Raw genomic sequence first — 23,986 nt, 5'->3', positions numbered from 1 at the left:
GGGTTGGCAAAGAAGAAATGTAACCTGACGGAAAATAACCTAACGGATGGGTTACGATGCGAGTAGGCGCTTACAAGGGATATGTGATTTCGGTGTTTATCAGGGATGAGCACTGCCCGCCGCATGTGCACGTCAGGGGCAAGGAGTGGGATGCGCGCTTTCGCTTCAGCTTTCTGAACGCAGATGTGGAGCTATGGGACGTGGACCCCGAACGCAGACGGCCCCCCAAAGCGCTTCTGAATGAAATAGGCAAGGCAATAACGCAGCGGCACTACCTGGCTCGTGCGCGCAGGATTTGGTGGGAAAAACTGCAAACGGTTTGCCTGGAGAACCATTCCTGGGATTTGGACGCGAGTGAACTGGTTCCAGGGTTGGTCATTCGACGCGGTGTCCATGTCATCGCAAGTGCCTGGCACGACGTTGTGGCGCAACGAACAATTTTGAATCTGGTAAGAGCACCCAATTGCGTGGGGATTGATTTATGAAAATCGTGAAGGCCAAAGTCACACCTTATGTACCTCTTACTGATGCGGATATCGACAAGGCAATAGCACGGGGGCGCAAGCTCAAGCGTCTATACGCTACTGCGAGCAATGTGCGCTATGAAGACGGCTGCCTCTCCATCGGCTTCAGCGACGGCAGCCGTGTCGTGCTGCCTGTAGCCGGTCTTGCGGAGTTCGAAGGGTTTTCCCAGGAGGATTTCCAGCAGTTGGAACTCGGCTTTGGCGGCAAGGCACTGTGCTGCGAGCCTCAGGACCTCGACGTCTCGATCACCGGCCTGATCGCCACAAGCCAGCCGCTGATGGATCTGGCGACGAGCCTGGTGGCGTCACGCAACGGTCGCAAGAGCAGCGCGGCCAAATCCGCCGCCGCCCGTGCCAATGGCAAGAAAGGTGGCCGGCCACCCAAAAAAGCGCCGGACACCGGTGATTCCACCGACGCTTGACGCTGCACAGGGCTGGATCAACGACGGCTCAGCAACACGCCTGACTCCATGTGATGCGTCCACGGGAACTGGTCAAACAGGGCACACCGGGTGATGCGGTGGGTGTCATGCAGTTGCGCAATGTTCGCCGCCAGCGTCTCGGGATTGCAGGAGATGTACAGGATGTTGTCGAAGCGTCGGGTCAGCTCGCAGGTGTCCGGGTCCATGCCGGCGCGCGGTGGGTCGACGAATACGCTGCCGAATTCGTAGCTTTTCAGGTCGACGCCATGCAGGCGACGGAACGGACGTACTTCGTTCAGCGCCTGGGTGAGTTCTTCGGCGGAGAGGCGCACCAGGGTGACGTTATTCACCGCGTTTTCATCGAGATTGCTCAGCGCCGCGTTGACCGAGGTCTTGCTGATTTCGGTCGCCAATACCTTGCGCACGCGCGTGGCCAGGGGCAGGGTGAAGTTGCCGTTGCCGCAGTACAGCTCCAGCAAATCATCCGGGCGCTCGCCCAGCGCCTCGAACGCCCAGTTGAGCATCTTCTGGTTCACCGTGCCGTTGGGCTGGGTGAAGGCGCCTTCGGGTTGGCGGTAGCTGAAGGTGCGCCCGCCGACGTCGAGTTTTTCCACCACGTAGTCGTGGCCGATCACGTCGCGCTTGCCCTTGGAGCGGCCGATGATGCTCACGCCCAGATCATCCGCCAGTTTATTCGCCGCCGTGTGCCAGTGCTCGTCCAGCGGGCGGTGGTAGCACAGGGTGATCATCGCATCGCCGGCCAGGGTGGTAAGGAACTCCACCTGGAACAGCTTGTGACTCAGGGCGGCGCTGGCTTGCCAGGCGGCCTTGAGCTGCGGCATCAGCTGGTTGATGCGCTGGCTGGCAATCGGGAAGTCTTCGATCAGGATCGGCGTGCGCTTGTCGTCCTGGGAGAACATCGCGTAATGACGCTCGCCCTCTTCGCGCCACAGGCGGAATTCGGCGCGCAGGCGAAAGTGCTGCAACGGCGAGTCGAAGACCTGCGGCTCGGGCGCATCGAACGGTGCCAGCAGGTCACGCAGGCGCGTGACCTTGTCCTGCAATTGCGCGGTGTAGCGTGCGGCGTCAAAAGTCATGCGTTGAACCAGCCCAGCTTGATCACAAACAGAATCGACAGAATCACCAGCGCCGGGTTCAGCTCACGGTAGCGGCCCGAAAGCAGCTTGATGGCGGTCCAGGCGATGAAACCGAAGGCGATGCCGTTGGCGATGGAGTAAGTGAAGGGCATCGCCAGGGCGGTGATCACCACCGGCGCTGCCACGGTAATGTCATCCCAGTCGATTTCGGCCAGGCCCTGGGTCATCAGCACCGCCACGAACAGCAGCGCCGGCGCGGTGGCGAAGGCGGGTACGCTGGCGGCCAGTGGCGAGAAGAACAGCGCCAGCAGGAACAGAATGGCGACCACGATGGCGGTCAGGCCGGTACGGCCACCGGCGCTCACGCCCGCGGCGGATTCGATATAGCTGGTGGTGGTCGAGGTGCCCAGCAGGGAACCGGCCATGGCGGCGGTGCTGTCGGCGATCAGCGCACGGCCCATTTTCGGCATGTGGCCGTCCTTGCTCATCAGGCCGGCGCGCTTGGCGACGCCGATCAGGGTGCCGGAGTTGTCGAACAGGTCGACGAACAGGAAGGCGAAGATCACGCTGACCAGGCCGATGTCCAGCGCGCCCTTGATGTCCAGTTGCAGGAAGGTCGGGGCCAGGGACGGCGGCATCGAGGTCACGCCGCCAAACGGAGTAATGCCGAGCAGGATCGATACGATGGTCACCGCCAGAATGCCGATCAGGACCGCGCCGCGCACGGCCAGGGCTTCCAGCGCCACGATCAGCACGAAACCCAGGGTGGCGAGGATGGGCGCCGGTTGCTTGAGGTCGCCCATGCCAATCAGGGTGGCCGGGTTGGCGACCACGATACCGGCGTTATGCAGGGCGATCAGCGCGAGGAATAGACCGATACCAGCGGCAATCGCCGAGCGCAGCGGCAGGGGGATGCTGTTGATGATCCACTCACGGATACGGAAGATCGACAGCAGGAAGAACAGCACCGCCGAGATGAAGACCGCACCCAGCGCCACCTGCCAGGTGTGGCCCATGTGCAGGACGACGGTGTAGGTGAAGAAGGCGTTCAGGCCCATGCCCGGCGCCAGCGCAATCGGGTAGTTGGCGATCAGGCCCATCACGGTCGAACCGATGGCAGCGGCCAGGCAGGTGGCGACGAACACCGCACCCTTGTCCATGCCGGTCTCGCCCAGAATGCTCGGGTTCACGAACAGAATGTAGGCCATCGCCAGGAACGTGGTGATACCCGCAAGAATCTCGGTGCGCACGTTGGTGTTGTGGGCTTTGAGTTGAAACAGCTTTTCCAGCATGCCGGCTCCCTGTGACGCTATCTTGCGTCGTTATTTGTTGACCTCTAAGTCAAAGCACAAACTGCGCCAAGCGCCTGTGGTTTCAGAGAGGATCGGAAAAAGCGGCGCATCATACCAGCAGCCGAGGCTGTGTGGCGCGTGGCCTTGAGGCATACTGCGGCGACGTCAGATACCGGGTGGTCGACAGCATGAAAAAAGCCAACGCGTGGAGTCTAGCGCTGTTCCCCTTTATTGGCCTGTGGCTCGGCGCAGCACCGGCGTGGGGCGCTGCTGCACCGGCCTTGAGCGAGGTGCGTGTGTTCAAGGTCGAGTCGGCGCGCTGCACCGAGAGCATCCCGGACCGCGTGACCACCACCCAGATGTGCACGCACCGTGGGCCCACCCAGGTCTCGGTGATGGAAGTGGGCCTGGGCAACAATCCGGTCGGCCGCTTCAACGGCGCGGTGCTCAATGCTCGGCGCACGGCGGTGTGCCAGGTCGGCAACATCAGCCAGGCGTGCAACGGCGCAGGCCAACTGATGGGCTACATCTATGTGTTCGACCTGAACGTTGAGGGCCCCGGCGGCTTTGAATACAGCAACTCCTCGATCAACCCGCCGCGCAACACGCTCCAGACCCAACTCAATATCCTCTGATCAATCCGCTTGAACGCTCATACCCCCGGGAAGTCGTACCCCTGAGACGGCGATTTCCCTAACGCCGCGGATGTACACCAACCCGTGAGGTGTTTATGAGCGCGACCCCCAATGGCGCGGCGGCCCAACCGTTCGTCGCCCACCCGATACGCTTGACCCTCAACGGTCAGGAACGCCAACTGAACGTGTTGCCCTGGACCACCCTGTTGGACCTGCTGCGCGAACAACTGGACCTGGTCGGCAGCAAAAAAGGCTGCGACCACGGGCAGTGCGGCGCCTGCACCGTGTTGCGCGACGGCAAGCGCGTCAACGCGTGCCTGACCCTGGCGATCATGTGCGATGGCGCCGAGCTGACCACCATCGAAGGCCTGGCCGACGGCGATCAACTGCACCCGATGCAGCAAGCCTTCATCAAGCACGACGCCTTCCAGTGCGGCTACTGTACCCCCGGCCAGATCTGCTCCGCCGTGGGCCTGGTCAACGAGGGCCGCGCCCACGACAGCGCACAGATCCAGGAGCTGATGAGCGGCAACCTCTGTCGTTGCGGCGCCTACAGCAATATTCGCGATGCCATCGAAGACGCGCTGCCCGCGTGCCGTCAGCGGGGAGGTGAGCAATGAATCCCTTCCACTACAGCAAACCTGCCGACGTGCAGGAAGCGGTGCACCTGAGCAGTGCAGCCTCGCGCTTCATTGCCGGGGGCACCAACCTGCTGGACTTGATGAAAGAGAACATCAGCCGTCCCGAGCACCTGATCGACATCACCGGTCTGCCGCTGCGCGAGGTGGAAGAAACCGCCGACGGCGGCGTGCGTATCGGCGCGCTGGTCAGCAACGCCGACCTGGCCTGGCACCCGCTGATCGAGCAGCGCTACCCGCTGCTGTCCCAGGCCATTCTCGCCGGCGCCTCGCCGCAGCTGCGCAATATGGCCAGCACCGGCGGCAACCTGTTGCAGCGCACCCGTTGCTACTACTTCTACGACGCCGCCGTGCCGTGCAACAAGCGCGAACCCGGCAGCGGTTGCCCGGCGCGCACGGGGTTGAACCGCATCCATGCGATCCTCGGCGCCAGCGACCAATGCGTCGCCACCCATCCCTCCGACATGTGCGTGGCCCTGGCGGCGCTGGAGGCGCGGGTGCATGTGCACGGGCGCGCCGGTGCGCGGGTCATCGAGTTTGCCGATTTCCACCGCCTGCCTGGTGATGCCCCGCAGCGCGACAACCAATTGGCTGACGACGAGCTGATCACGGCTGTCGAACTGCCAGCCGATCACCTGGCCCGTCATAGCCACTACCTGAAAATCCGTGACCGCGCGTCCTATGCCTTCGCCCTGGTGTCCGTCGCGGCCGCCCTTGAGCTGGATGGCGACCGCATTGTTGACGCGCGCCTGGCCCTCGGCGGTGTGGCCCACAAACCCTGGCGTGACCGCGCGGTGGAAAGCGCCCTGATCGGCCAGTCGGTCAGCCGCGAAACCTTCAGCAACGCCGCCGACGCGCTGCTCAAGGATGCCGAGCCGCTTGAACACAATGGCTTCAAGGTCAAGCTGGCCCGTCGTGCAATTATCCGCGCCCTGAGCGACGCCGCCGTCGCAGGAGAACAGCCATGAGTGCTATCGGCAAACCCCTGGACCGCGTCGACGGTCTGCTCAAGGTCACCGGGCAAGCGCGCTACGCCGGTGAATTTCCCGAGGATGGTCTGCTGCACGGCAGCGTGGTCTCCAGCAACATCGCCAAAGGCCGTGTGCTGCGTATCAACGCTTCCAGGGCGCTGGCGCTGCCGGGCGTCGTGGCGGTGATCGACCACCTTAACCGGCCGAAAATCGCCAGCTACGATGACGCCTTCGCCGACGCTGATGCGGCCGAGGGTTCGCCCTTCCGGCCTTTATACAACGACCGCGTGTTGTACAGCGGTCAGCCGCTGGCGCTGGTCATTGCCGATAACCTGGAGCTGGCGCGTCACGCCGGATCCCTAGTGCACATCGAGTACGAGACCGAAGCCTTCGACACCGACCTAGTTGCGCAGCAGGAAAGCGCGCACCCCTCGTCGCAGACTCCGCCCAAGCCGCGCGGCAACTTCCAGGCCGAATGGTCCGGCGCGGCCATCAGCCTCGACCTGCACTACAGCACGCCGATCGAACACCACAATCCCATGGAGCCCCACGCCAGCACCGTGCTTTACCAGCCAGATGGCACCTTGCACATTCATGACAAAACCCAGGGCCCGCAAAACTGCCAGTCCTATGTGCAGGACGTGTTCGGCCTGGATAAAAGCCAGGTGCGCATTTTTGCCGCGTTTGTCGGCGGCGCGTTCGGCTCCGGCCTGCGTCCGCAGTACCAGTTGCCACTGGCGGTGATGGCTTCGCTGTCGCTCAAACGCTCGGTGCGCGTGACCCTCACCCGCCAGCAGATGTTCACCTTCGGCTACCGCCCGCGTACCTTGCAGCGCCTGCAGATGGGCGCGGCCGCCAACGGTCGCCTGCTGGCGCTGGGGCACACCGCGATTGGCCAGACCTCGCGCTTCGAGGACTTCAGCGAACACGTGGTGGAGTGGAGCGGCATGCTCTACCACTGCGACAACATTCAACTGACCTACAAACTGGTGCCGCTGGACGTGTACACCCCGCTGGACATGCGCGCGCCCGGCGCTGCCCTCGGTGTGATCGGCCTGGAATGTGCGATGGATGAACTGGCCTGCGCCCTGGCCATCGACCCGGTGCAACTGCGGCTGATCAACTACGCCGAGCGCAACCAGAACGAAGACAAGCCATGGTCCAGCAAAGCCCTGCGCGAGTGCTACAGCGAAGGCGCCGAGCGTTTTGGCTGGAGCCAGCGCAACCCGGAACCGCGCAGCATGCGCGACGGCCGTCAGTTGATCGGCTGGGGCATGGCTGGCGGCGTGTGGGAGGCCATGCAGATGAAGGCCAGCGCCAAGGCGCGATTGGACGCGGACGGCAAACTGACCGTGAGCAGCGCCACCACCGACATCGGCACCGGCACCTATACCGTGATGACCCAGATCGCAGCGCAAGCCAGCGGTGTGGCAATGACCGATATCAGCTTTCTGCTGGGAGATTCCTCCCTGCCCACCGCGCCGTTGCAAGGCGGCTCGTTTACCGTGTCGTCGGTCGGTACGGCGGTGCAGCAGGCGTGTGAAGCGCTAAATGCAAAGTTGCTGAAAATCGCTCAACAGACTTATCCGGCGTTCAAGGACGTGGATTCTGCGCGCTTCGAGGATGGCCAACTGCACGCCGGCGAACAACGCGTGTCCCTGGCGCAGTTGGTCAAGGACAGCGGCGAACAGGCGCTGGAAGTACAAGTCGACAGCGAGCCCGACAAAAAACGCGAAGGTTACGCCACGGCCACGCACTCGGCGGTGTTCGTCGAGGTGCGCGTGGATGAGGACCTGGGCACCATCAAGGTCAGCCGTGTGGTCAGCGCGATTGCCGCCGGGCGCGTGGTCAACCCTAAAATGGCACGCAGCCAGATCCTCGGCGGCGTGGTGTGGGGCATCGGCATGGCGCTGCATGAAGAGACCCAGGTCGATCATCAGTTGGGCCGCTACATGAACCACAGCCTGGCCGAATATCACATCCCGGTGAACGCCGATATTGGCGAGATCGATGTGGTGTTCGTCGAAGAACATGACGAGATCGTCAACGCGCTGGGCTCCAAGGGCGTGGGCGAGATCGGCATTGTCGGCGTGGCGGCGGCGGTGGCGAATGCGGTGTACCACGCTACCGGCAAACGGGTGCGGGAATTCCCGATTACCCTGGACAAGGTGCTCTAGCGAGCACGTGTGGGAGCGGGCTTGCTGCGGTTCCCGGACTGTTGTGGCGCGCAGATTCCCTGTGGCGAGCAGGCTTGTCCTGCGTTGGGCTGCGCAGCAGCCCCAAAACCAGGCGCTGAGCCGTATCAGGTATACCTCGTTTTGCTGGATTGGGGGCGCTTCGCACCCCAACGCAGGGCAAGCCTGCTCGCCACAATAAGCTCGCTCCCTGCTTTGCCTGAGTGGGTCAGGCGGAGGATTTTTCTTCCACGGGCACATGCATTCGGTCCCGATTCGCCAGGGTCGGGAACAGCTTGATCCACACGCCCGTCACGATCAGCGTACCCACGCCGCCCATCACCACGGCGGGCACGGTGCCGAACCAGTGGGCGGTAATGCCCGATTCAAATTCGCCCAGCTGATTCGACGCCCCGATAAACAGGCCGTTGACCGCGCTGACGCGTCCGCGCATTTCATCCGGGGTTTCCAGCTGCACGAACGACGCGCGAATGACCATGCTGATCATGTCCGCCGCGCCCAGCACCACCAGCACTGCCAGGGAAAACCAGAACGAGGTGGACAGACCGAAGGCGATAGTCGCCACGCCAAACACACCGACGGCGGTAAACATCACACGGCCCACCTTGCGGTCGACCGAGAACCGCGCCAGCCACAGCGACATCAACAGCGCGCCCACGGCCGGTGCCGAGCGCAGCAGGCCCAGGCCCCAGGGACCGGTCAGCAAAATGTCCTTGGCGAACACCGGCAGCAACGCGGTGGCGCCGCCCAGCAGTACGGCGAACAGGTCGAGGGAGATCGCGCCGAGAATGTCCGGGCGGCTACGGATAAAGCGGATGCCGGCCAGCAACGAGTCCAGCGTGGCCTTGCCTTTGTTCAGCGGCGTCTGGCGGGCGGGCAGGTTGAGCATCAGTACGCAGGCAATGAGATACAGCACCACGGTGGGGCCATACACCCAAACGCTGCCGAACGCGTAAAGCAGACCGCCGAGCGCCGGGGCGACGATGGTGGCCAGTTGCTGGGCCGACTGCGACGAGGCCACCGCCCGTGGAAACAACGTGCTCGGCACGATGCTCGGCAACAGCGCCTGGGTGGTGGGCTGTTCAAAGGAGCGAGCCGCGCCGAGCAGGAAGGCGAGGATAAAGATCATCTCGCGGGTCACATGGCCGGTCAGGCCGCCGATGGCCAGGGACAGCGCGATAAGGGCCTGCACGGTCTGGCAGATGGCCGCGACCCTGCGCCGCTCGTAACGATCCGCCACATGTCCGGTGTGCAGCATGAACAGCACGCGCGGCACGAACTCCACCAGACCGACCAGGCCCAGGTCGAGCACATTGCCGGTGAGTTGGTAGAGGTTCCAGCCAATGGCCACGGTGAGCATCTGAAATCCGCTGGCGGTAAAAATCCTTGCCAGCCAGAACGCGATGAAGGGGCGATGATGGCGTAAGAGCAGCGCGGGTTCACTGGGCATCGAATGGACTGGCCGGGGATTGAGGGAAGGGTGAGATTATCATCAAGCTGTAACAAATAGTTGCAAGAACGGCAGTGAGGCAGCCTGTCACGCGTCAATCGACCACACGGCCACTGACACAAAATGGGACTACTCTTTGATCAATGCTTGATCCAGATCAAACCCCGCGTCGGGATTGGGTCTGGCGGCCGCAAGGCCAGAATCCCTGCGTGGCTGGTAAAAAAAGAAACGAATTGAAATTCGCCACACTCCATATCCGTGGGGGCATTGGGTGCAGGCGCCTGCCCGCAGCCGGTATTACCTGACAGAGGAAAACTTATGTTCGGTTTGGAGGCGCTCGATCTCGCCCGAATCCAGTTCGCGTTCACCATCTCGTTCCACATCCTGTTCCCGGCCATCACCATTGGTCTGGCCAGTTACCTCGCGGTGCTGGAAGGCTTGTGGCTCAAGACCCGCAACGACACCTACCGTGATCTCTACCATTTCTGGTCGAAGATCTTCGCCGTCAACTTCGGCATGGGCGTGGTCTCGGGCCTGGTCATGGCCTACCAGTTCGGCACCAACTGGAGCCGCTTCTCGGACTTCGCCGGCGCCGTCACCGGCCCGTTGCTGACCTATGAAGTGCTCACGGCCTTCTTCCTCGAGGCCGGGTTCCTCGGCGTGATGCTGTTCGGCTGGAACAAGGTGGGGCGCAACCTGCACTTCTTTTCCACGGTGATGGTGGCCGTGGGGACGCTGATTTCGACGTTCTGGATCCTGTCGTCCAACAGCTGGATGCAGACGCCCCAGGGCTTTGAAATCATCGATGGCCGCGTGATCCCGACCGACTGGTTCGCCGTGGTCTTCAACCCCTCGTTTCCCTATCGCCTGGCGCACATGGCCACGGCGGCGTTCGTGGCGACGGCGTTCTTCGTCGGTTCCTCGGCGGCCTGGCATCTACTGCGCGGCAGAGACAACCCGGCGATCCGCAAGATGCTCTCGATGGCGATGTGGATGGCGCTGATCGTCGCGCCTATCCAGGCGGTGATCGGTGACTTCCATGGCCTCAATACCCTGGAGCACCAGCCGGCGAAAATCGCGGCCATCGAAGGTCACTGGGAAAACAAAGGCAATGAGCCGACCCCGCTGATCCTGTTCGGCTGGCCGGACATGAAGGCTGAAAAAACCAAATACGCGGTGGAAATTCCGTATATGGGCAGCCTGATCCTGACCCACTCCCTGGACAAACAGGTGCCGGCGCTCAAGGAGTTTGCGCCTGAGGACCGCCCCAACTCGACCGTGGTGTTCTGGTCGTTCCGGGTCATGGTCGGCCTGGGCTTGCTGATGATTTTTACCGGGCTGTTCAGTCTGTGGCTGCGCCGTGGCGACCGGATGTACACGTTCCGGCCGTTTCTCTATCTGGCGCTGTGGATGGGGCCGTCCGGCCTGATCGCGATCCTCGCCGGCTGGTTCACCACCGAAATCGGCCGCCAGCCGTGGGTGGTCTACGGGTTGATGCGCACGGCGGATGCGTCCTCCGGGCACAGCCTGGTGCAGATGACCATCACCCTGGTGCTGTTCGTGGTGGTGTACTTCGCGCTGTTCGGCGCGGGCCTGGGCTACATGATGCGCCTGGTGCGCAAAGGCCCGGTCACCCACGAAAGCACCGAACCGACCCACGGCGGCCCTGGCCAGAAACGCACACCGGCGCGTCCGCTGTCGGCGGCTGACGATGGCAGCGAGAACGACCACGACCACCTCCAGCACAAGGAGCAATGAGATGGGTATCGATCTTTCGCTGATCTGGGCCGTGATCATTATCTTCGGCATCATGATGTACGTGGTGATGGACGGCTTCGACCTGGGTATCGGCATCCTCTTTCCGTTTATTCCGGGCAAGGTCGACCGTGACGTGATGATGAACACTGTCGCGCCCGTGTGGGACGGCAACGAAACCTGGCTGGTGCTCGGCGGCGCAGCGTTGTTCGGCGCGTTCCCGCTGGCCTATTCGGTGGTGCTGTCGGCACTGTACCTGCCGTTGATCCTGATGCTGATCGGGCTGATCTTTCGCGGCGTCGCCTTCGAGTTTCGCTTCAAGGCCAAGGACCACAAGCGCCACCTGTGGGACAAGGCGTTCATTGGCGGCTCGATCGCGGCAACGTTCTTTCAGGGCGTGGCGCTGGGGGCGTTTATCGACGGCTTCCCGGTGGTCAACCGTCAGTTCGCCGGCGGCTCACTGGACTGGTTCACCCCGTTCACCCTGTTTTGCGGTGTGGCACTGATATTCGCCTATGCATTGCTCGGCTGCACCTGGCTGATCATGAAGACCGAAGGCAAGTTGCAGGCGCAGATGCACCGGCTGGCGCGGCCCCTGGCCTTCGTGGTGCTGGCGGTGATGGGCATCGTCAGCCTGTGGACGCCGCTGGCGCACGGCGACATCGCATCGCGCTGGTTCACCCTGCCGAACCTGTTCTGGTTCCTGCCAGTGCCGATTCTGGTGCTGGTGACGATGTACGGGCTGATCCGCGCGGTGGCGCGCCAGGCGCATTACACGCCGTTCCTGCTGACGCTGGTGCTGATCTTCCTCGGCTACAGCGGCCTGGGTATCAGCCTGTGGCCGAACATCATCCCGCCATCGGTCTCGATCTGGGATGCCGCCGCGCCGCCGCAGAGCCAGGGCTTCATGCTGGTCGGCACGTTATTCATCATCCCGTTCATCCTGGGGTACACCTTCTGGAGCTACTACGTGTTCCGCGGCAAGGTCACCCACGAAGACGGCTATCACTAGGAGGGTCGCACGATGTCCGGCAAACCTTCGTTGCACGAAATCGAACAGGCCGAGAAACAGCCACTGTGGCGGCGTCTGGGCTGGCTGGCGATGATCTGGACCGGCAGCGTGCTGGCCTTGTTCGTGATGGCCAGCCTGATGCGCATGTTCATGAACGCGGCGGGCCTGACCACCCACTGACATCCCTGTCCGGGCTTCGCGGCCCGGTTTTCAAGCCCTGCTCTTCCTCTGGAAGGGCAGGGCTTTTTTTACTTGCGAGCTTTGAGGATGACGAACTTGGGCGTGGCGGCGACTTGCTCGACGCCCCTGAACAGGCGCGCCAATTTGCTGTGGTAGCCCAGGTGGCGGTTGCCGACGATATACAGCGCGCCGCCGACCACCAGGGCTTCCCGGGCCTGCTGGAACATGCGCCAGGCGAGAAAGTCACCCACCACCTGTTGCTGGTGGAAAGGCGGGTTGCACAGCACCACGTCCAGCGATTGCGCCTCCTGACCGGCCAGGCCGTCACCTGCGCGCAGGATGACGTCACGGGCACCGAGCGCCGCGCGCCAGTTCTCGCCGGCCGATTGAACGGCCATATAGGACTCATCCACCAGGGTGTACTGCGCCTCGGGGTTGTGCAGCGCGCTGGCGATGGCCAATACGCCGTTGCCGCAACCGAGGTCGGCCACGCGGGCGCTGCCCAGGTTGGTCGGCAAGTGGGGGAGGAAGGCGCGGGTGCCGATGTCGAGGCCTTCGCGGCAAAACACGTTGGCGTGGTTGAGCAGCGTGATGGCGGGGGTGTCCAGGGTGTAGCGGCTAGGGTAGGGCGACACGGCTGCCGGGCGATCTTCCACGGTGGCGATCAGCAAGCGAGCCTTTTTCACCGCCAGCGATGCCTGCATCGGCCCGATATAGCGCTCGAGCAATTCGCCGGCCGCCCGTGGCAAGTGCTTGACCATCGCCCCGGCAATCACCTCGGCGCCCGGTGCCAACTGGCCTTGCAGGCGGATCAGCTGTTCTTCAAGCAATGCCAGGGTTTTGGGCACACGCACCAGCACCCGGTCGAACGGCCCTGCGGGCACCTGGCTGGCTGGCACAAACGGCACGGCATCGAATGCCCTGGCGTTGCGCACAAGATTTTTTTCCAGACCCTGCGCGGCCAGGAACGAGTCACCGCTGGAGGTCACCTGCACCCGGCCTTCCAGGCTGGCCGCCAACGCGCCGAAACTGTCGTTGAGCACCAGCACCCGGGTGGCCGACGTCGGTTGCTGCGCGGCCAGGTGGCTGAGCAGGTACTCGTCGGCCGCATCGAATGCCTGCAGCGGGTCATTGTGTTGTTCTGGCTGGCGAATCAGGTCGAGCTGGGCGAAGGGGCTGTCGAGCAGGGGCATGGCCGGGGAAACTCTGGGTCATCGATGGGCGTTGGGCGGGAAGACCTGCCTCAACCATCTGAGCGAACTGCGAGGCGGACCCTCGGGGCTGCATCAACGCTCAGATTCGGCCGCAAATGTTACTTTTTTTTCGATGGGATTACATGCGGTGTTTGGCAGCGGTCAAAACAGACCGGCCTTGGACGCGCAGAGTACGGCGGCGATCTTGCTGTTGACGCCCAGCTTCTTCAGGCAACTGCTGATATGAAAACCCACCGTGCGCTCAGCCAAACACAGAATGGTGGCGATCTCGGACGCTGTCTTGCCCATGGCCGACCAGCGCAGGATTTCCGTTTCCCGTGGCGTCAGTTTGCAGGGCGGGCTGATGCCGGGGCTGTCGGCAAACTTCTGCGCGACTACCGCGTGCATCGCGTGACACATCCAGAGCACCTGCCCGGCTTTTTCGTACAGCTCTTCCGGGCTGACCTCGCCCTTGCTGCGGCCCAGGGTCAGCATGCTGAACACGCCCTGGAAATCATGCACCGCCTGGGTCCATCCCAGATGCACGCCAAACGACTTGGCCAATGTCCACAAATCAGGGGTGGCAGCGAAGGTTTTTTCCTCCCAGACAATAGGCAATACACTGCGTTTGCAATGAGCGACTATTGGATCAACTTCAAAGAAGTGTGCTTGTTTATAAGTACTAATCCATTCATTTGGATAGTTATTTAAGTTGATAGGTTTCGTTTGGTTGGTTGGTTGTTGTGAGCTCATTGTAAACGAACAGTATTCAAATCCGAGCTCGTAAGTCTGATTAAGCACCATCTCATAAACAGTGGTGATCTTGTTCTCGCCTTCCAGCTTGGAAAGCCTCGTGTTTCGCCAGTTAACCATCGGGAACGCTCCATGAGTTTTGGTGTGACTTGGGTACGTCCTCGCTCCCAATGCGGCACGAAAACAGTGTAGGACATGGCTTGCAGAATTGAACGAAAAATCTTTTTTTAATGTCAGGTTATATTTTTAATTTTCTGTACGGATGCCATGGTTTTGTATAACTTAAATGATTAAGTAGTTGATTTTCAGGCTCTCTACTTACAGGTTGTCGCTAATTAATGGCGGGGCTGGAGGCGGCGTAATAGCGAAATGTTCAGTGAGCGTTATAAGTGCGCGATGGTAAGCAAGTGTATCTAAAAATTAACAAAGTACGCTTCATCGCAAAGCTGCGCGGTGGCAGACAGTGGCAATGCCAGTACAAACCAACGGTGTTTACCCGCCAAGGTTTGAGGGACACTAGGGCACCTGTAGAACGGAGCCCCCCATGACGGCCAGTGCTGAGAAATTTACCCGCCAGACCTTGCTCGATGTGCAATCGCTGACCCCCAGCCTGTTTACCCTGCGCACCACCCGCGACGCCGGCTTGCGGTTCACCGCAGGCCAGTTCGTGCGCCTGGGCGTGACCAAGGCGGATGGCAGCACCGTGTGGCGCGCCTATTCCATCGTGTCTTCGCCATTTGACGAGCACCTCGACTTCTTCTCCATCGTGGTTCCTGGCGGCGAGTTCACCAGTGAGCTCAGCCGCTTGAAGGTGGGCGATACCTTGATGGTGGAGCGCCAGGCCACGGGCTACCTGACCCTGAACCGCTTCGTGGATGGGCGCGACTTGTGGCTGCTGGGCACCGGGACTGGCGTGGCGCCGTTCCTGTCGATCCTGCAGGATTTTGAGGTGTGGGAAAAATTCGAGCGCATCGTCCTGGTGTACAGCGCTCGCGAGGCCAGGGAGTTGGCGTATCAATCGCTGATCCGGGAGCTGGGCGAACGCGAGTACCTGGCCGAGTTCGCGCACAAGCTCACCTACGTACCCATCGTCACCCGCGAGCAATATCCTGGCGCGCTGAATGGGCGCATTACCACCCTGATCGAGAACGGCGAACTGGAACGCGCCGCCGGCGTCGCGCTCACGCCTGAACACTCTCGCGTGCTGATCTGCGGCAACCCGCAGATGGTCGATGACACGCGTCAGTTGCTCAAACAGCGCGACCTGCAGTTGAGTCTGAGCCGGCGCCCCGGACAGGTGGCGGTGGAAAACTACTGGTAAACAAAAGGCGCCCGCAGGCGCCTCTTTTTGCGAAAACGTATGGTTTACAGCGGCTTGTCGTTCTGCGCCTTGAGCAGATCGCGGATCTCACCCAGCAGCACTTCTTCTTTGGTCGGCACCGGTGGCAGGCTGGGGGCCTTGGCTTCTTCACGTTTGAGGCGGTTAATGACCTTCACGCCCATGAAAATCGCAAACGCGACGATGAGGAAGTCGACCACGCTCTGGATAAACTTGCCGTAGGCCAGCACCACGGCCGGTGCATCGCCCTGGGCGGCCTTGAGCGTTACCGCCAGGTCGGCGAAGTCCACGCCGCCGATCAACAGGCCCAGGGGAGGCATCACCACGTCGCCCACGAATGAGGACACGATTTTGCCGAAGGCGGCGCCGATGATGATACCGACAGCCATGTCGACCACGTTACCTTTGACCGCGAAGGCCTTGAATTCACTGATCACGCTCATAGGTTATTCCTTGTTACACATGAGAAGGGTGGGGCTCAGTGTAAGGCAGTCATAGCGGGCTTGCCCGACACAACTATTAACACTGCGAAGTTTTATCGACACACCAAATCGCAAATAGTTTGCAAAGTGCCACCAATCGCGCGCGAAATACGCGCTATTTGACGGGGTTGCGAGAATAATTTCTCAATCGTCCTGGTGGGCTTTTTCTATTTATCTTCTGACTCGCGGGTCACTAGCCTCTGGCAAGCACAACTGAATGTGCGTTAAAAAAACCAGAGGAAACCTCGATGAATAATTCAACGAACCGTGGGCCCCTATTCGCGCGACATGCGTTGCTGCTGGCTACCGCCAGCCTGCTCTCGCTGTCCGTACAGGCCGCTAACCTCACCCGTGACAATGGTGCCGCCGTGGGCGACAACCAGAACTCCCAGACCGCTGGCCCCAATGGCCCGGTGCTGCTGCAGGACGTGCAATTGATCCAGAAGCTGCAGCGCTTTGACCGCGAACGCATTCCGGAGCGGGTAGTGCACGCGCGGGGCACTGGCGCCCACGGCACCTTCACTGTCACCGACAACCTCAGCGACCTGACCAAAGCCAAGGTATTCGCCGCCGGCGAAGCCACGCCGGTCTTCGTGCGTTTCTCGGCCGTGGTGCATGGCAACCACTCGCCGGAAACCCTGCGTGACCCACGCGGCTTCGCCACCAAGTTCTATACCGCCGAAGGCAACTGGGACCTGGTCGGGAATAACTTCCCCACGTTCTTTATTCGCGACGCCATCAAGTTCCCGGACATGGTCCACGCATTCAAGCCCGACCCGCGTACCAACCTGGATGACGACTCCCGTCGTTTCGACTTCTTCTCCCATGTACCGGAGTCCACCCGTACATTGACCGAGTTGTACTCCGACTCGGGGACTCCGGCCAGTTACCGCGAAATGGACGGCAACGGCGTACATGCCTACAAACTGATTAACGCCAAAGGCGAAGTGCACTACGTCAAGTTCCACTGGAAGAGCCTGCAAGGCATCAAGAACCTTGATCCCAAGCAAGTTACCGATGTGCAGGGGCGTGACTACAGCCATATGACCAATGACCTGGTCACTCATATCAACAAGGGCGATTTCCCCAAGTGGGACTTGTACGTGCAAGTGCTCAAGCCTGAAGACTTGGCCAAGTTCGATTTCGACCCGCTGGATGCCACCAAGATCTGGCCAAACGTACCCGAGCGCAAAGTCGGGCAAATGGTGCTCAACCGCAACCCGGCGAACGTCTTCCAGGAAACCGAGCAGGTGGCCATGGCCCCGGCCAACCTGGTACCGGGCATCGAGCCTTCGGAGGACCGTCTGCTGCAAGGCCGGGTGTTCTCCTATGCCGATACCCAGATGTACCGTCTGGGCGCCAACGCCCTGCAACTGCCGATCAACGCGCCACGGGTGACCGTCAACAACGGTAACCAGGACGGCACGCTTAACAGCGGCAAAACCACCAGCGGCGTGAATTACCAGCCAAGCCGCCTGGAAAATCGCGAAGAGCCGCAAGCCGCGCGTTACAGCCAGTCGGCCCTCACCGGCAGCACCCAGCAGGCGAAGATCCAGCGCGAGCAGAACTTCAAGCAGGCCGGCGACCTGTACCGCTCCTACACCCCCAAAGAGCGCCAGGACCTGATCGACAACTTCGGCGGCTCGCTGGCCACTACCGATGACGAGAGCAAGCACATCATCCTGTCGTTCCTCTACAAGGCAGACCCGGAGTACGGCACCGGCGTGACCAAGGTCGCCAAGGGTGACCTGGCTCGTGTGAAAGCGCTGGCCGAAAAACTCAAAGACTGACCCGCAGGCTGTGGTCGGCGCGCTACAGGGCGCCGACCCTTTGGAGGACACCATGCGTATTTCCATCGGATTACTGATTGCCATGCTGGCCTTCGGCGCCCATGCCGAATCGCCCGACCCGGTCGCGCTCAAGGCGCAGCTTCAGGACTATTACTTCGACGCCGCCCGCCGTGGCGACCTCGACATGCTCAATACTTTCATCGAGTCGGGCTACGCGCTCAATACCCAGGACGACAAGGGCTACACCGCGCTGATCCTGGCCGCCTATCACGGTGAAAGCGCCTACGTTGATCGCCTGCTGGCGGCCGGTGCCGATGCGTGCGTGCAGGACAAGCGCGGCAACACCGCGCTGATGGGGGCAATCTTCAAGGGCGAGCTTAAAATCGCGCAGCGGCTGCTGGCCACCGACTGTAATCCCGACCAGCGCAATGGCGCCGGGCAAACGGCAGCAATGTACGCCGGGTTGTTCAAACGGGTCGAACTGCTCGATGAACTCAAGGCCAAGGGCGCCGATCTCAACGCGCAAGACCCGGTCGGCAACAGTGCGGCACGTTTGGCCAGCGGTGAAATCCGGACCCCGGCGTCGCGCTGAGCTATCATCGCGGTTTTTCGGTTGGAGGTTCTCAAATGGCAAAGGCCAAGCGCATGTACGGCTGCACCGAGTGCGGCGCGACCTTTCCCAAGTGGGCCGGCCAGTGCACCGAGTGCGGGGCGTGGAACACCCTCACGGAAACCATGATCGAGAGCGGCGGCGCTGCGGCCCCCACCGGTCGGGCTGGCTGGACCGGGCAACAGGCGCAGATCAAGACCCTGGCCGAAGTAAGCGTCGAAGAGATTCCGCGTTTCTCCACCGCCTCCGGTGAGCTCGACCGCGTCCTCGGCGGCGGGCTGGTGGACGGCTCGGTGGTGCTGATCGGCGGCGACCCGGGCATCGGTAAATCGACGATCCTGCTGCAAACCCTGTGCAGCATCGCCAGCCGCATGCCGGCGCTGTACGTCACCGGGGAGGAATCCCAGCAGCAGGTCGCCATGCGCGCCCGCCGCCTGGGCCTGCCGCAGGATCAACTGCGGGTGATGACCGAAACCTGCATCGAAAGCATCATCGCCACCGCCCGCATCGAAAAACCCAAGGTGATGGTGATCGACTCGATCCAGACGATTTTCACCGAACAACTGCAATCGGCGCCGGGCGGCGTGTCCCAGGTGCGCGAGAGCGCGGCGCTGCTTGTGCGCTATGCCAAGCAGAGCGGCACGGCGATTTTCCTGGTGGGCCATGTGACCAAGGAGGGCGCATTGGCCGGGCCGCGGGTGTTGGAACACATGGTCGACACCGTGCTGTATTTCGAAGGTGAGTCCGATGGCCGCCTGCGCCTGCTGCGCGCGGTGAAGAACCGTTTCGGCGCCGTCAACGAATTGGGCGTGTTCGCCATGACGGACCGGGGGCTCAAGGAAGTCTCCAATCCCTCGGCGATTTTTCTCACGCGTGCCCAGGAAGAAGTCCCGGGCAGCGTGGTCATGGCAACCTGGGAAGGCACCCGGCCGATGCTGGTGGAAGTGCAGGCGCTGGTAGACGACAGCCACTTGGCCAACCCGCGCCGCGTCACCCTCGGTCTGGACCAGAATCGCCTGGCAATGCTGCTGGCGGTACTGCACCGCCACGGCGGCATTCCCACCCACGACCAGGACGTGTTCCTCAATGTGGTGGGCGGGGTCAAGGTACTGGAGACCGCCTCCGACCTGGCCTTGATGGCCGCAGTGATGTCCAGCCTGCGCAATCGGCCATTGCCCCATGACCTGCTGGTGTTTGGCGAGGTGGGCCTGTCGGGCGAAGTACGGCCGGTGCCCAGTGGACAGGAGCGCTTGAAGGAAGCGGCCAAGCATGGCTTCAAGCGGGCGATTGTGCCCAAGGGCAATGCACCGAAGGAATCGCCGCCGGGCATACAGATTATCGGGGTGACACGCCTGGAGCAGGCGCTGGATGCACTGTTCGAATAACCCACTGTAAGACCAGCGAGGCGACACCGTCCCTGTGGCAAGCCCTGATGCCGTTCAGTTAAGGAAAATGTGTGGGCTTATTGTGGCGAGCGGGCTTGCCCCGCGTTGGGGTGCGAAGCGCCCCCAATCCAGCAAAGCGCGGTGTACCTGATACGGCTCAGCGCCTGGTTGTGGGGCTGCTGCGCAGCCCAACGCAGGACAAGCCTGCTCGCCACAGGGGATTTACGCTTGACTGAACGGCATTGGGGCAAGCCCGCTCGCCACAACAAGCACAATTGATGCGTGTCGGTTGCTAGAGCTCCAGCAGGGCGGCCAGCTCTCGGTGCAGTTCTTCTTCGTCCCCAAGGTTCAGCTCGATCAACCGCCGCAAATGGCTGATCGAGTCCAGGTCGATGTGTTCGCACACAAACCCCAATTGGCCGTGATCGTCATGGGTCAGCCGGACCTGCATGCGCACGTCGGTCTCGGCATCCAGATGGATGTCCACCTCAAAGGGGTCAGCGCCATTGCCAAGCCAGGGCGTCGGGCGCTGTATCAGCAGGCCCTTGAGCGATAAATCCACCAGTTGCACCGGCCATTCCTGCCCGTTTTGCTGAAGTTCAGTCCTGGCGTCAAACGCGATTCGGCGAAAGCGGCGGCGGTCGGAGGCGTGCTCGGTCATGGTTAAACCCTCTGTGAATGCGGAGATTGTAGCCCCCGCCATCATTGGGCGGGTATTTCTGCTTTTTTGCCGTTGCAAGGCTCTAGACCAACGTGGGGGGTGGCCTTTAAGGCAAGGAGCGCTAAACTCCGGATGGCTGTCTTTCTGTCCACCCTGGCTGGAATATAAAAATGAAAAATAATAATAGCCTGCTACGCCACCTGCCCTGGCTGGTGCTGGCAGTTGTAGGAGCATGCGCCCTGGGCGTAGTGGCCTTGCGCCGCGGCGAGGCGATCAACGCCTTGTGGATTGTGGTCGCAGCCGTGGCCATCTATCTGGTTGCGTACCGTTACTACAGTCTGTTCATCGCTAACAACGTGATGCAACTCGACCCGCGTCGGGCCACGCCCGCAGTGGTCAACAACGATGGTCTGGACTATGTGCCGACCAACAAACACATCCTGTTCGGCCACCACTTTGCGGCGATTGCCGGTGCAGGCCCGCTGGTCGGTCCGGTACTGGCGGCGCAGATGGGTTACCTGCCCGGCACGTTGTGGCTGATTGCCGGCGTGGTACTGGCAGGTGCAGTGCAGGACTTCATGGTCCTGTTCCTGTCCACCCGCCGTAACGGCCGCTCCCTGGGCGACATGGTGCGCGAGGAGATGGGCCGCATTCCCGGCACCATCGCGCTGTTCGGCTGCTTCCTGATCATGATCATCATCCTGGCGGTGCTGGCGCTGATCGTGGTCAAGGCCCTGGCCGAGAGCCCGTGGGGCATCTTCACGGTGATGGCGACCATCCCGATTGCGATGTTCATGGGCATCTACATGCGTTACATCCGCCCCGGTCGCATCGGTGAAATTTCGATCATCGGCGTGGTGCTGCTGCTCGGTTCGATCTGGCTGGGCGGGCAGATTGCCGCCGACCCGGTCTGGGCCAAGGCCTTTACCTTCACCGGTATCCAGATCACCTGGATGCTGATCGGCTACGGCTTCGTCGCAGCGGTACTGCCGGTGTGGCTGATTCTCGCACCGCGTGACTACCTGTCCACCTTCCTCAAGATCGGCACCATCATTGCGCTGGCAATCGGCATCCTGGTGACCATGCCCGATCTGAAAATGCCGGCACTCACCCAGTTCATTGACGGCACTGGCCCGGTGTGGAAGGGGGGCCTGTTCCCGTTCCTGTTCATCACCATCGCCTGTGGCGCGGTTTCGGGGTTCCACGCGCTGATCTCCTCGGGCACCACGCCCAAGCTGCTCGCCAGTGAAAGTCACGCCCGTTACATCGGGTACGGCGGCATGCTGATGGAGTCGTTCGTGGCCATCATGGCGATGGTCGCCGCTTCGGTGATCGAGCCGGGTGTGTACTTCGCCATGAACAGCCCGGCCGCGATTGTCGGCACCGACGTGGTGACCGTGGCGCAGACCGTCAGCAGTTGGGGGTTTGCAATCACCCCCGAAGCGCTGTCGGCCGTGGCCCATGACATCGGTGAAACCACCATCCTGGCGCGTGCCGGCGGTGCACCGACCCTGGCCGTGGGGATCGCGCAGATCCTGCACAGTGTGCTGCCGGGTGAAAACACCATGGCGTTCTGGTACCACTTTGCGATCCTGTTCGAAGCACTGTTCATCCTGACCGCAGTGGACGCCGGCACCCGTGCCGGGCGCTTCATGCTGCAGGACCTGCTGGGCTCCTTCGTGCCGGCGCTTAAACGCACCGAGTCCTGGACCGCCAACCTGATTGCCACCGCAGGCTGCGTGGCGATGTGGGGCTATCTGCTGTACCAGGGCGTGATCGACCCGCTGGGTGGCATCAACACCTTGTGGCCGCTGTTCGGCATCTCCAACCAGATGCTCGCGGGTATCGCGCTGATGCTGGCGACGGTGGTGCTGATCAAAATGAAGCGCCAGCGCTACATCTGGGTGACCATGCTGCCGGCGGTGTGGCTGCTGATCTGCACCACCACGGCGGGCTTCATCAAGCTGTTCGACGCCAACCCTGCGATCGGTTTCCTGTCCCTGGCCAAGAAATACAGCGATGCCCTGGCCAACGGTCAGATCCTCGCACCGGCCAAGAGCATCGACCAGATGCAGCACGTCATCTGGAATGCCTATACCAACGCAACGCTGACGGCGCTGTTCCTGTTCGTGGTGTTCAGCATCCTGTTCTATGCGCTCAAGGTTGGCGTGGCCGCCTGGGGTAACAAGGAACGTACGGATAAAGAAGCACCGTTCCAGGCCGTACCAGACGCCTAAACGAGGATTGCGAACATGTTCAATGACATCAGTCGCCTCGGTAAATACCTCGGTCAGGCCGCGCGCCTGATGGTCGGCATGCCCGACTACGACACCTACGTCGAGCATATGCAAACCAAACACCCGGACAAGCCGATGATGGACTACAAGGCGTTCTTTCGTGAACGCCAAGAGGCCCGTTACGGCGGCAAGGGTGGGCCCAAGTGCTGCTGACCCGGTAAGTTAGGCTTGCAGTGATCCCGTGTGGGAGCGGGCTTGTGTGGGAGCTGGCTTGCCTGCGATAGCAGCACCGCGGTGTAGCTGATACACCGCGGTGCCTGCATCGCGGGCAAGCCCGGCTCCCACATAGGTCTGCTCCCACATTTGTTTCTGTGTTCCTTCAATAATAAGGAGAATTTTTTGTACTCTCCCATTCCCGTCACCGTGCTCAGCGGTTTCCTTGGCGCCGGCAAGACCACCTTGCTGCGCCATCTGCTCAAGGCCGAACACGGCCTTAAAATCGCCGTGATCGAAAACGAATTCAGTGATGCCGGCATCGATACCCAGCTGTTGGGCGCCGAGCCGGTGCAAGTCATGACCCTGTCCAACGGCTGCGTGTGCTGCACCATCCACACCGACCTGACCAAGGCCCTCTACCTGTTGCTCGAACGCCTGGACAGCGGCGAGATCGCCTTCGACCGCCTGGTGATCGAGTGCACGGGCCTTGCCGACCCCGCGCCGGTGGCCCAGACCTTCTTCATCGACGAGGACTTGCGTGAGCGCTACATCCTCGACGGCATCATCACCCTGGTGGACGCCGCCCACGCCGAGCATCACCTGACCCAGACCATCGCCCAGGCGCAGATCGGCTTTGCCGACCGATTGCTGGTGAGCAAGCGCGACCTGGTGGACGACGCCACGTTCGACGCCCTCAGCGAGCGCCTGACCCGCATCAACCGGCGCGCGCCGATTCGGGTGGTTGACCACGGCAAAATCGACCTGGCCGAGTTGCTCGATGTACGCGGTTTCAACCTCAACGCCGGCATGAGCCTGCGGCCGGTGAGCAAGGCACCGTCCATCGACCGTATTTCCAGCCTGGTGCTGCGCACTGATCAGCCGCTGGATATCGACCGGCTCAGTGAGTTCATGAACGAGCTGCTCGAAGACCACGGCAAGCAACTGCTGCGCTACAAGGGCGTTCTGAACATTGCCGGCGAAGACCGGCGCATGGTGTTCCAGGGCGTACTGAAGTTGTACGGCTTCGATTGGGATACCGAGTGGGCCGAAGGCGAAGTGCGCGAGAGCGTGATTGTGTTTATTGCCGATGAGCTCCCGGAGCAGAAAATTCGCGACGGCTTTGCCAAGGTTTACCAATCTTGAATTGAA

General features: G+C 61.8%; 23 protein-coding genes. 16 read left to right on the top strand and 7 right to left on the bottom strand.

What is annotated here, in order from left to right; genetic code table 11:
- The first annotated feature begins 56 nt into the window (after positions 1-56).
- Together TU75_RS16475 and TU75_RS16470 are read left to right on the top strand one after the other, a co-directional pair.
- Positions 57-485, top strand: coding sequence for a DUF4160 domain-containing protein (locus tag TU75_RS16475; RefSeq protein WP_060549521.1), 429 nt, complete (start codon positions 57-59; stop codon positions 483-485).
- The gene (locus tag TU75_RS16470) at positions 482-946 is read left to right on the top strand and encodes a DUF2442 domain-containing protein (RefSeq protein WP_060549520.1); all 465 of its coding nucleotides are present in this window, start codon (positions 482-484) and stop codon (positions 944-946) included. The genes TU75_RS16475 and TU75_RS16470 overlap by 4 nt, the downstream gene beginning before the upstream one ends.
- Positions 947-963: 17 nt before the next feature.
- Here the strand turns inward: TU75_RS16470 and trmA are convergent, their stop codons facing one another.
- Positions 964-2,043, bottom strand: a complete 1,080-nt coding sequence (gene trmA / locus TU75_RS16465) for a tRNA (uridine(54)-C5)-methyltransferase TrmA (protein WP_060549519.1) — start codon at positions 2,041-2,043, stop codon at positions 964-966.
- Positions 2,040-3,335 carry an NCS2 family permease gene (locus tag TU75_RS16460; RefSeq protein WP_015373004.1) on the bottom strand — a complete coding sequence of 432 codons (1,296 nt, stop codon included), beginning with the start codon at positions 3,333-3,335 and terminating at the stop codon, positions 2,040-2,042. Before TU75_RS16460 ends, trmA begins: the two co-directional genes overlap by 4 nt.
- Positions 3,336-3,523: 188 nt before the next feature.
- On the opposite strand from TU75_RS16460, the gene TU75_RS16455 reads away from it, so the two are divergent.
- From TU75_RS16455 to TU75_RS16440, 4 genes are all read left to right on the top strand, one after another.
- Positions 3,524-3,970 carry a DUF4879 domain-containing protein gene (locus TU75_RS16455; protein ID WP_060549585.1) on the top strand — a complete coding sequence of 149 codons (447 nt, stop codon included), beginning with the start codon at positions 3,524-3,526 and terminating at the stop codon, positions 3,968-3,970.
- Between the two features lie 95 nt (positions 3,971-4,065).
- Entirely contained in the window at positions 4,066-4,590 is a 525-nt protein-coding gene (locus TU75_RS16450; RefSeq protein ID WP_003236916.1) for a (2Fe-2S)-binding protein, read from the top strand.
- Positions 4,587-5,576, top strand: coding sequence for an FAD binding domain-containing protein (locus TU75_RS16445; protein ID WP_015373002.1), 990 nt, complete (start codon positions 4,587-4,589; stop codon positions 5,574-5,576). The genes TU75_RS16450 and TU75_RS16445 overlap by 4 nt, the downstream gene beginning before the upstream one ends.
- Positions 5,573-7,756: a xanthine dehydrogenase family protein molybdopterin-binding subunit gene (locus tag TU75_RS16440; protein WP_060549518.1), complete on the top strand. Its 2,184-nt coding sequence runs from the start codon at positions 5,573-5,575 to the stop codon at positions 7,754-7,756. Before TU75_RS16445 ends, TU75_RS16440 begins: the two co-directional genes overlap by 4 nt.
- Positions 7,757-7,982: 226 nt before the next feature.
- On the opposite strand, the gene TU75_RS16435 is transcribed toward TU75_RS16440, so the two are convergent.
- The gene (locus TU75_RS16435) at positions 7,983-9,224 is read right to left on the bottom strand and encodes an MFS transporter (protein ID WP_060549517.1); all 1,242 of its coding nucleotides are present in this window, start codon (positions 9,222-9,224) and stop codon (positions 7,983-7,985) included.
- Positions 9,225-9,542: 318 nt separating this feature from the next.
- Between TU75_RS16435 and TU75_RS16430 the strand changes: the two genes are divergently transcribed.
- The 3 genes from TU75_RS16430 to TU75_RS26720 are packed head-to-tail and all read left to right on the top strand — an operon-like array spanning position 9,543 to position 12,171.
- Positions 9,543-10,982 (top strand): cytochrome ubiquinol oxidase subunit I, encoded by a 1,440-nt coding sequence (locus TU75_RS16430; RefSeq protein WP_015373000.1) that lies wholly within the window; start codon positions 9,543-9,545, stop codon positions 10,980-10,982.
- A gap of 1 nt (position 10,983) precedes the next feature.
- Positions 10,984-11,991 (top strand): cytochrome d ubiquinol oxidase subunit II, encoded by a 1,008-nt coding sequence (gene cydB, locus TU75_RS16425; RefSeq protein ID WP_003236906.1) that lies wholly within the window; start codon positions 10,984-10,986, stop codon positions 11,989-11,991.
- Positions 11,992-12,003: 12 nt separating this feature from the next.
- A complete protein-coding gene (locus TU75_RS26720; RefSeq protein ID WP_003236903.1) occupies positions 12,004-12,171 on the top strand; it encodes a DUF2474 domain-containing protein in 168 nt (55 codons plus the stop codon).
- Between the two features lie 68 nt (positions 12,172-12,239).
- On the opposite strand, the gene TU75_RS16420 is transcribed toward TU75_RS26720, so the two are convergent.
- The gene (locus TU75_RS16420; protein WP_060549516.1) at positions 12,240-13,364 is read right to left on the bottom strand and encodes a methyltransferase; all 1,125 of its coding nucleotides are present in this window, start codon (positions 13,362-13,364) and stop codon (positions 12,240-12,242) included.
- Between the two features lie 162 nt (positions 13,365-13,526).
- The gene (locus TU75_RS16415) at positions 13,527-14,237 is read right to left on the bottom strand and encodes a helix-turn-helix transcriptional regulator (protein ID WP_060549515.1); all 711 of its coding nucleotides are present in this window, start codon (positions 14,235-14,237) and stop codon (positions 13,527-13,529) included.
- A gap of 424 nt (positions 14,238-14,661) precedes the next feature.
- Here TU75_RS16415 and TU75_RS16410 point away from each other — a divergent pair, with 424 nt between their 5' ends.
- Complete coding sequence (locus tag TU75_RS16410; protein WP_060549514.1) at positions 14,662-15,438, top strand: ferredoxin--NADP reductase; 777 nt, start codon at positions 14,662-14,664, stop codon at positions 15,436-15,438.
- Between the two features lie 44 nt (positions 15,439-15,482).
- Here TU75_RS16410 and mscL read toward each other — a convergent pair whose 3' ends face one another.
- A complete protein-coding gene (gene mscL, locus TU75_RS16405) occupies positions 15,483-15,899 on the bottom strand; it encodes a large-conductance mechanosensitive channel protein MscL (RefSeq protein WP_003235148.1) in 417 nt (138 codons plus the stop codon).
- A gap of 287 nt (positions 15,900-16,186) precedes the next feature.
- Between mscL and TU75_RS16400 the strand changes: the two genes are divergently transcribed.
- The 3 genes from TU75_RS16400 to radA are packed head-to-tail and all read left to right on the top strand — an operon-like array spanning position 16,187 to position 19,723.
- The gene (locus tag TU75_RS16400) at positions 16,187-17,728 is read left to right on the top strand and encodes a catalase (RefSeq protein WP_003235147.1); all 1,542 of its coding nucleotides are present in this window, start codon (positions 16,187-16,189) and stop codon (positions 17,726-17,728) included.
- 52 nt (positions 17,729-17,780) lie between these two features.
- Entirely contained in the window at positions 17,781-18,320 is a 540-nt protein-coding gene (locus TU75_RS16395; RefSeq protein ID WP_003235146.1) for an ankyrin repeat domain-containing protein, read from the top strand.
- 35 nt (positions 18,321-18,355) lie between these two features.
- Complete coding sequence (radA, locus tag TU75_RS16390) at positions 18,356-19,723, top strand: DNA repair protein RadA (protein WP_003235145.1); 1,368 nt, start codon at positions 18,356-18,358, stop codon at positions 19,721-19,723.
- Between the two features lie 292 nt (positions 19,724-20,015).
- Here radA and TU75_RS16385 read toward each other — a convergent pair whose 3' ends face one another.
- A complete protein-coding gene (locus tag TU75_RS16385) occupies positions 20,016-20,384 on the bottom strand; it encodes a PilZ domain-containing protein (protein ID WP_060549513.1) in 369 nt (122 codons plus the stop codon).
- Positions 20,385-20,554: 170 nt separating this feature from the next.
- On the opposite strand from TU75_RS16385, the gene TU75_RS16380 reads away from it, so the two are divergent.
- The 3 genes from TU75_RS16380 to yjiA all read left to right on the top strand — a co-directional run bounded on the left by TU75_RS16380 (position 20,555) and on the right by yjiA (position 23,980).
- Complete coding sequence (locus tag TU75_RS16380; RefSeq protein WP_003235143.1) at positions 20,555-22,621, top strand: carbon starvation CstA family protein; 2,067 nt, start codon at positions 20,555-20,557, stop codon at positions 22,619-22,621.
- Between the two features lie 15 nt (positions 22,622-22,636).
- Positions 22,637-22,834: a YbdD/YjiX family protein gene (locus tag TU75_RS16375; protein ID WP_003176208.1), complete on the top strand. Its 198-nt coding sequence runs from the start codon at positions 22,637-22,639 to the stop codon at positions 22,832-22,834.
- Between the two features lie 186 nt (positions 22,835-23,020).
- Positions 23,021-23,980, top strand: a complete 960-nt coding sequence (gene yjiA, locus TU75_RS16370) for a GTPase (protein WP_060549512.1) — start codon at positions 23,021-23,023, stop codon at positions 23,978-23,980.
- Positions 23,981-23,986: the final 6 nt, after the last annotated feature.

The organism is Pseudomonas poae (assembly GCF_001439785.1).
Classification (GTDB): domain Bacteria; phylum Pseudomonadota; class Gammaproteobacteria; order Pseudomonadales; family Pseudomonadaceae; genus Aquipseudomonas; species Aquipseudomonas poae.
This window is presented reverse-complemented; position numbering and strand designations above follow the sequence as displayed.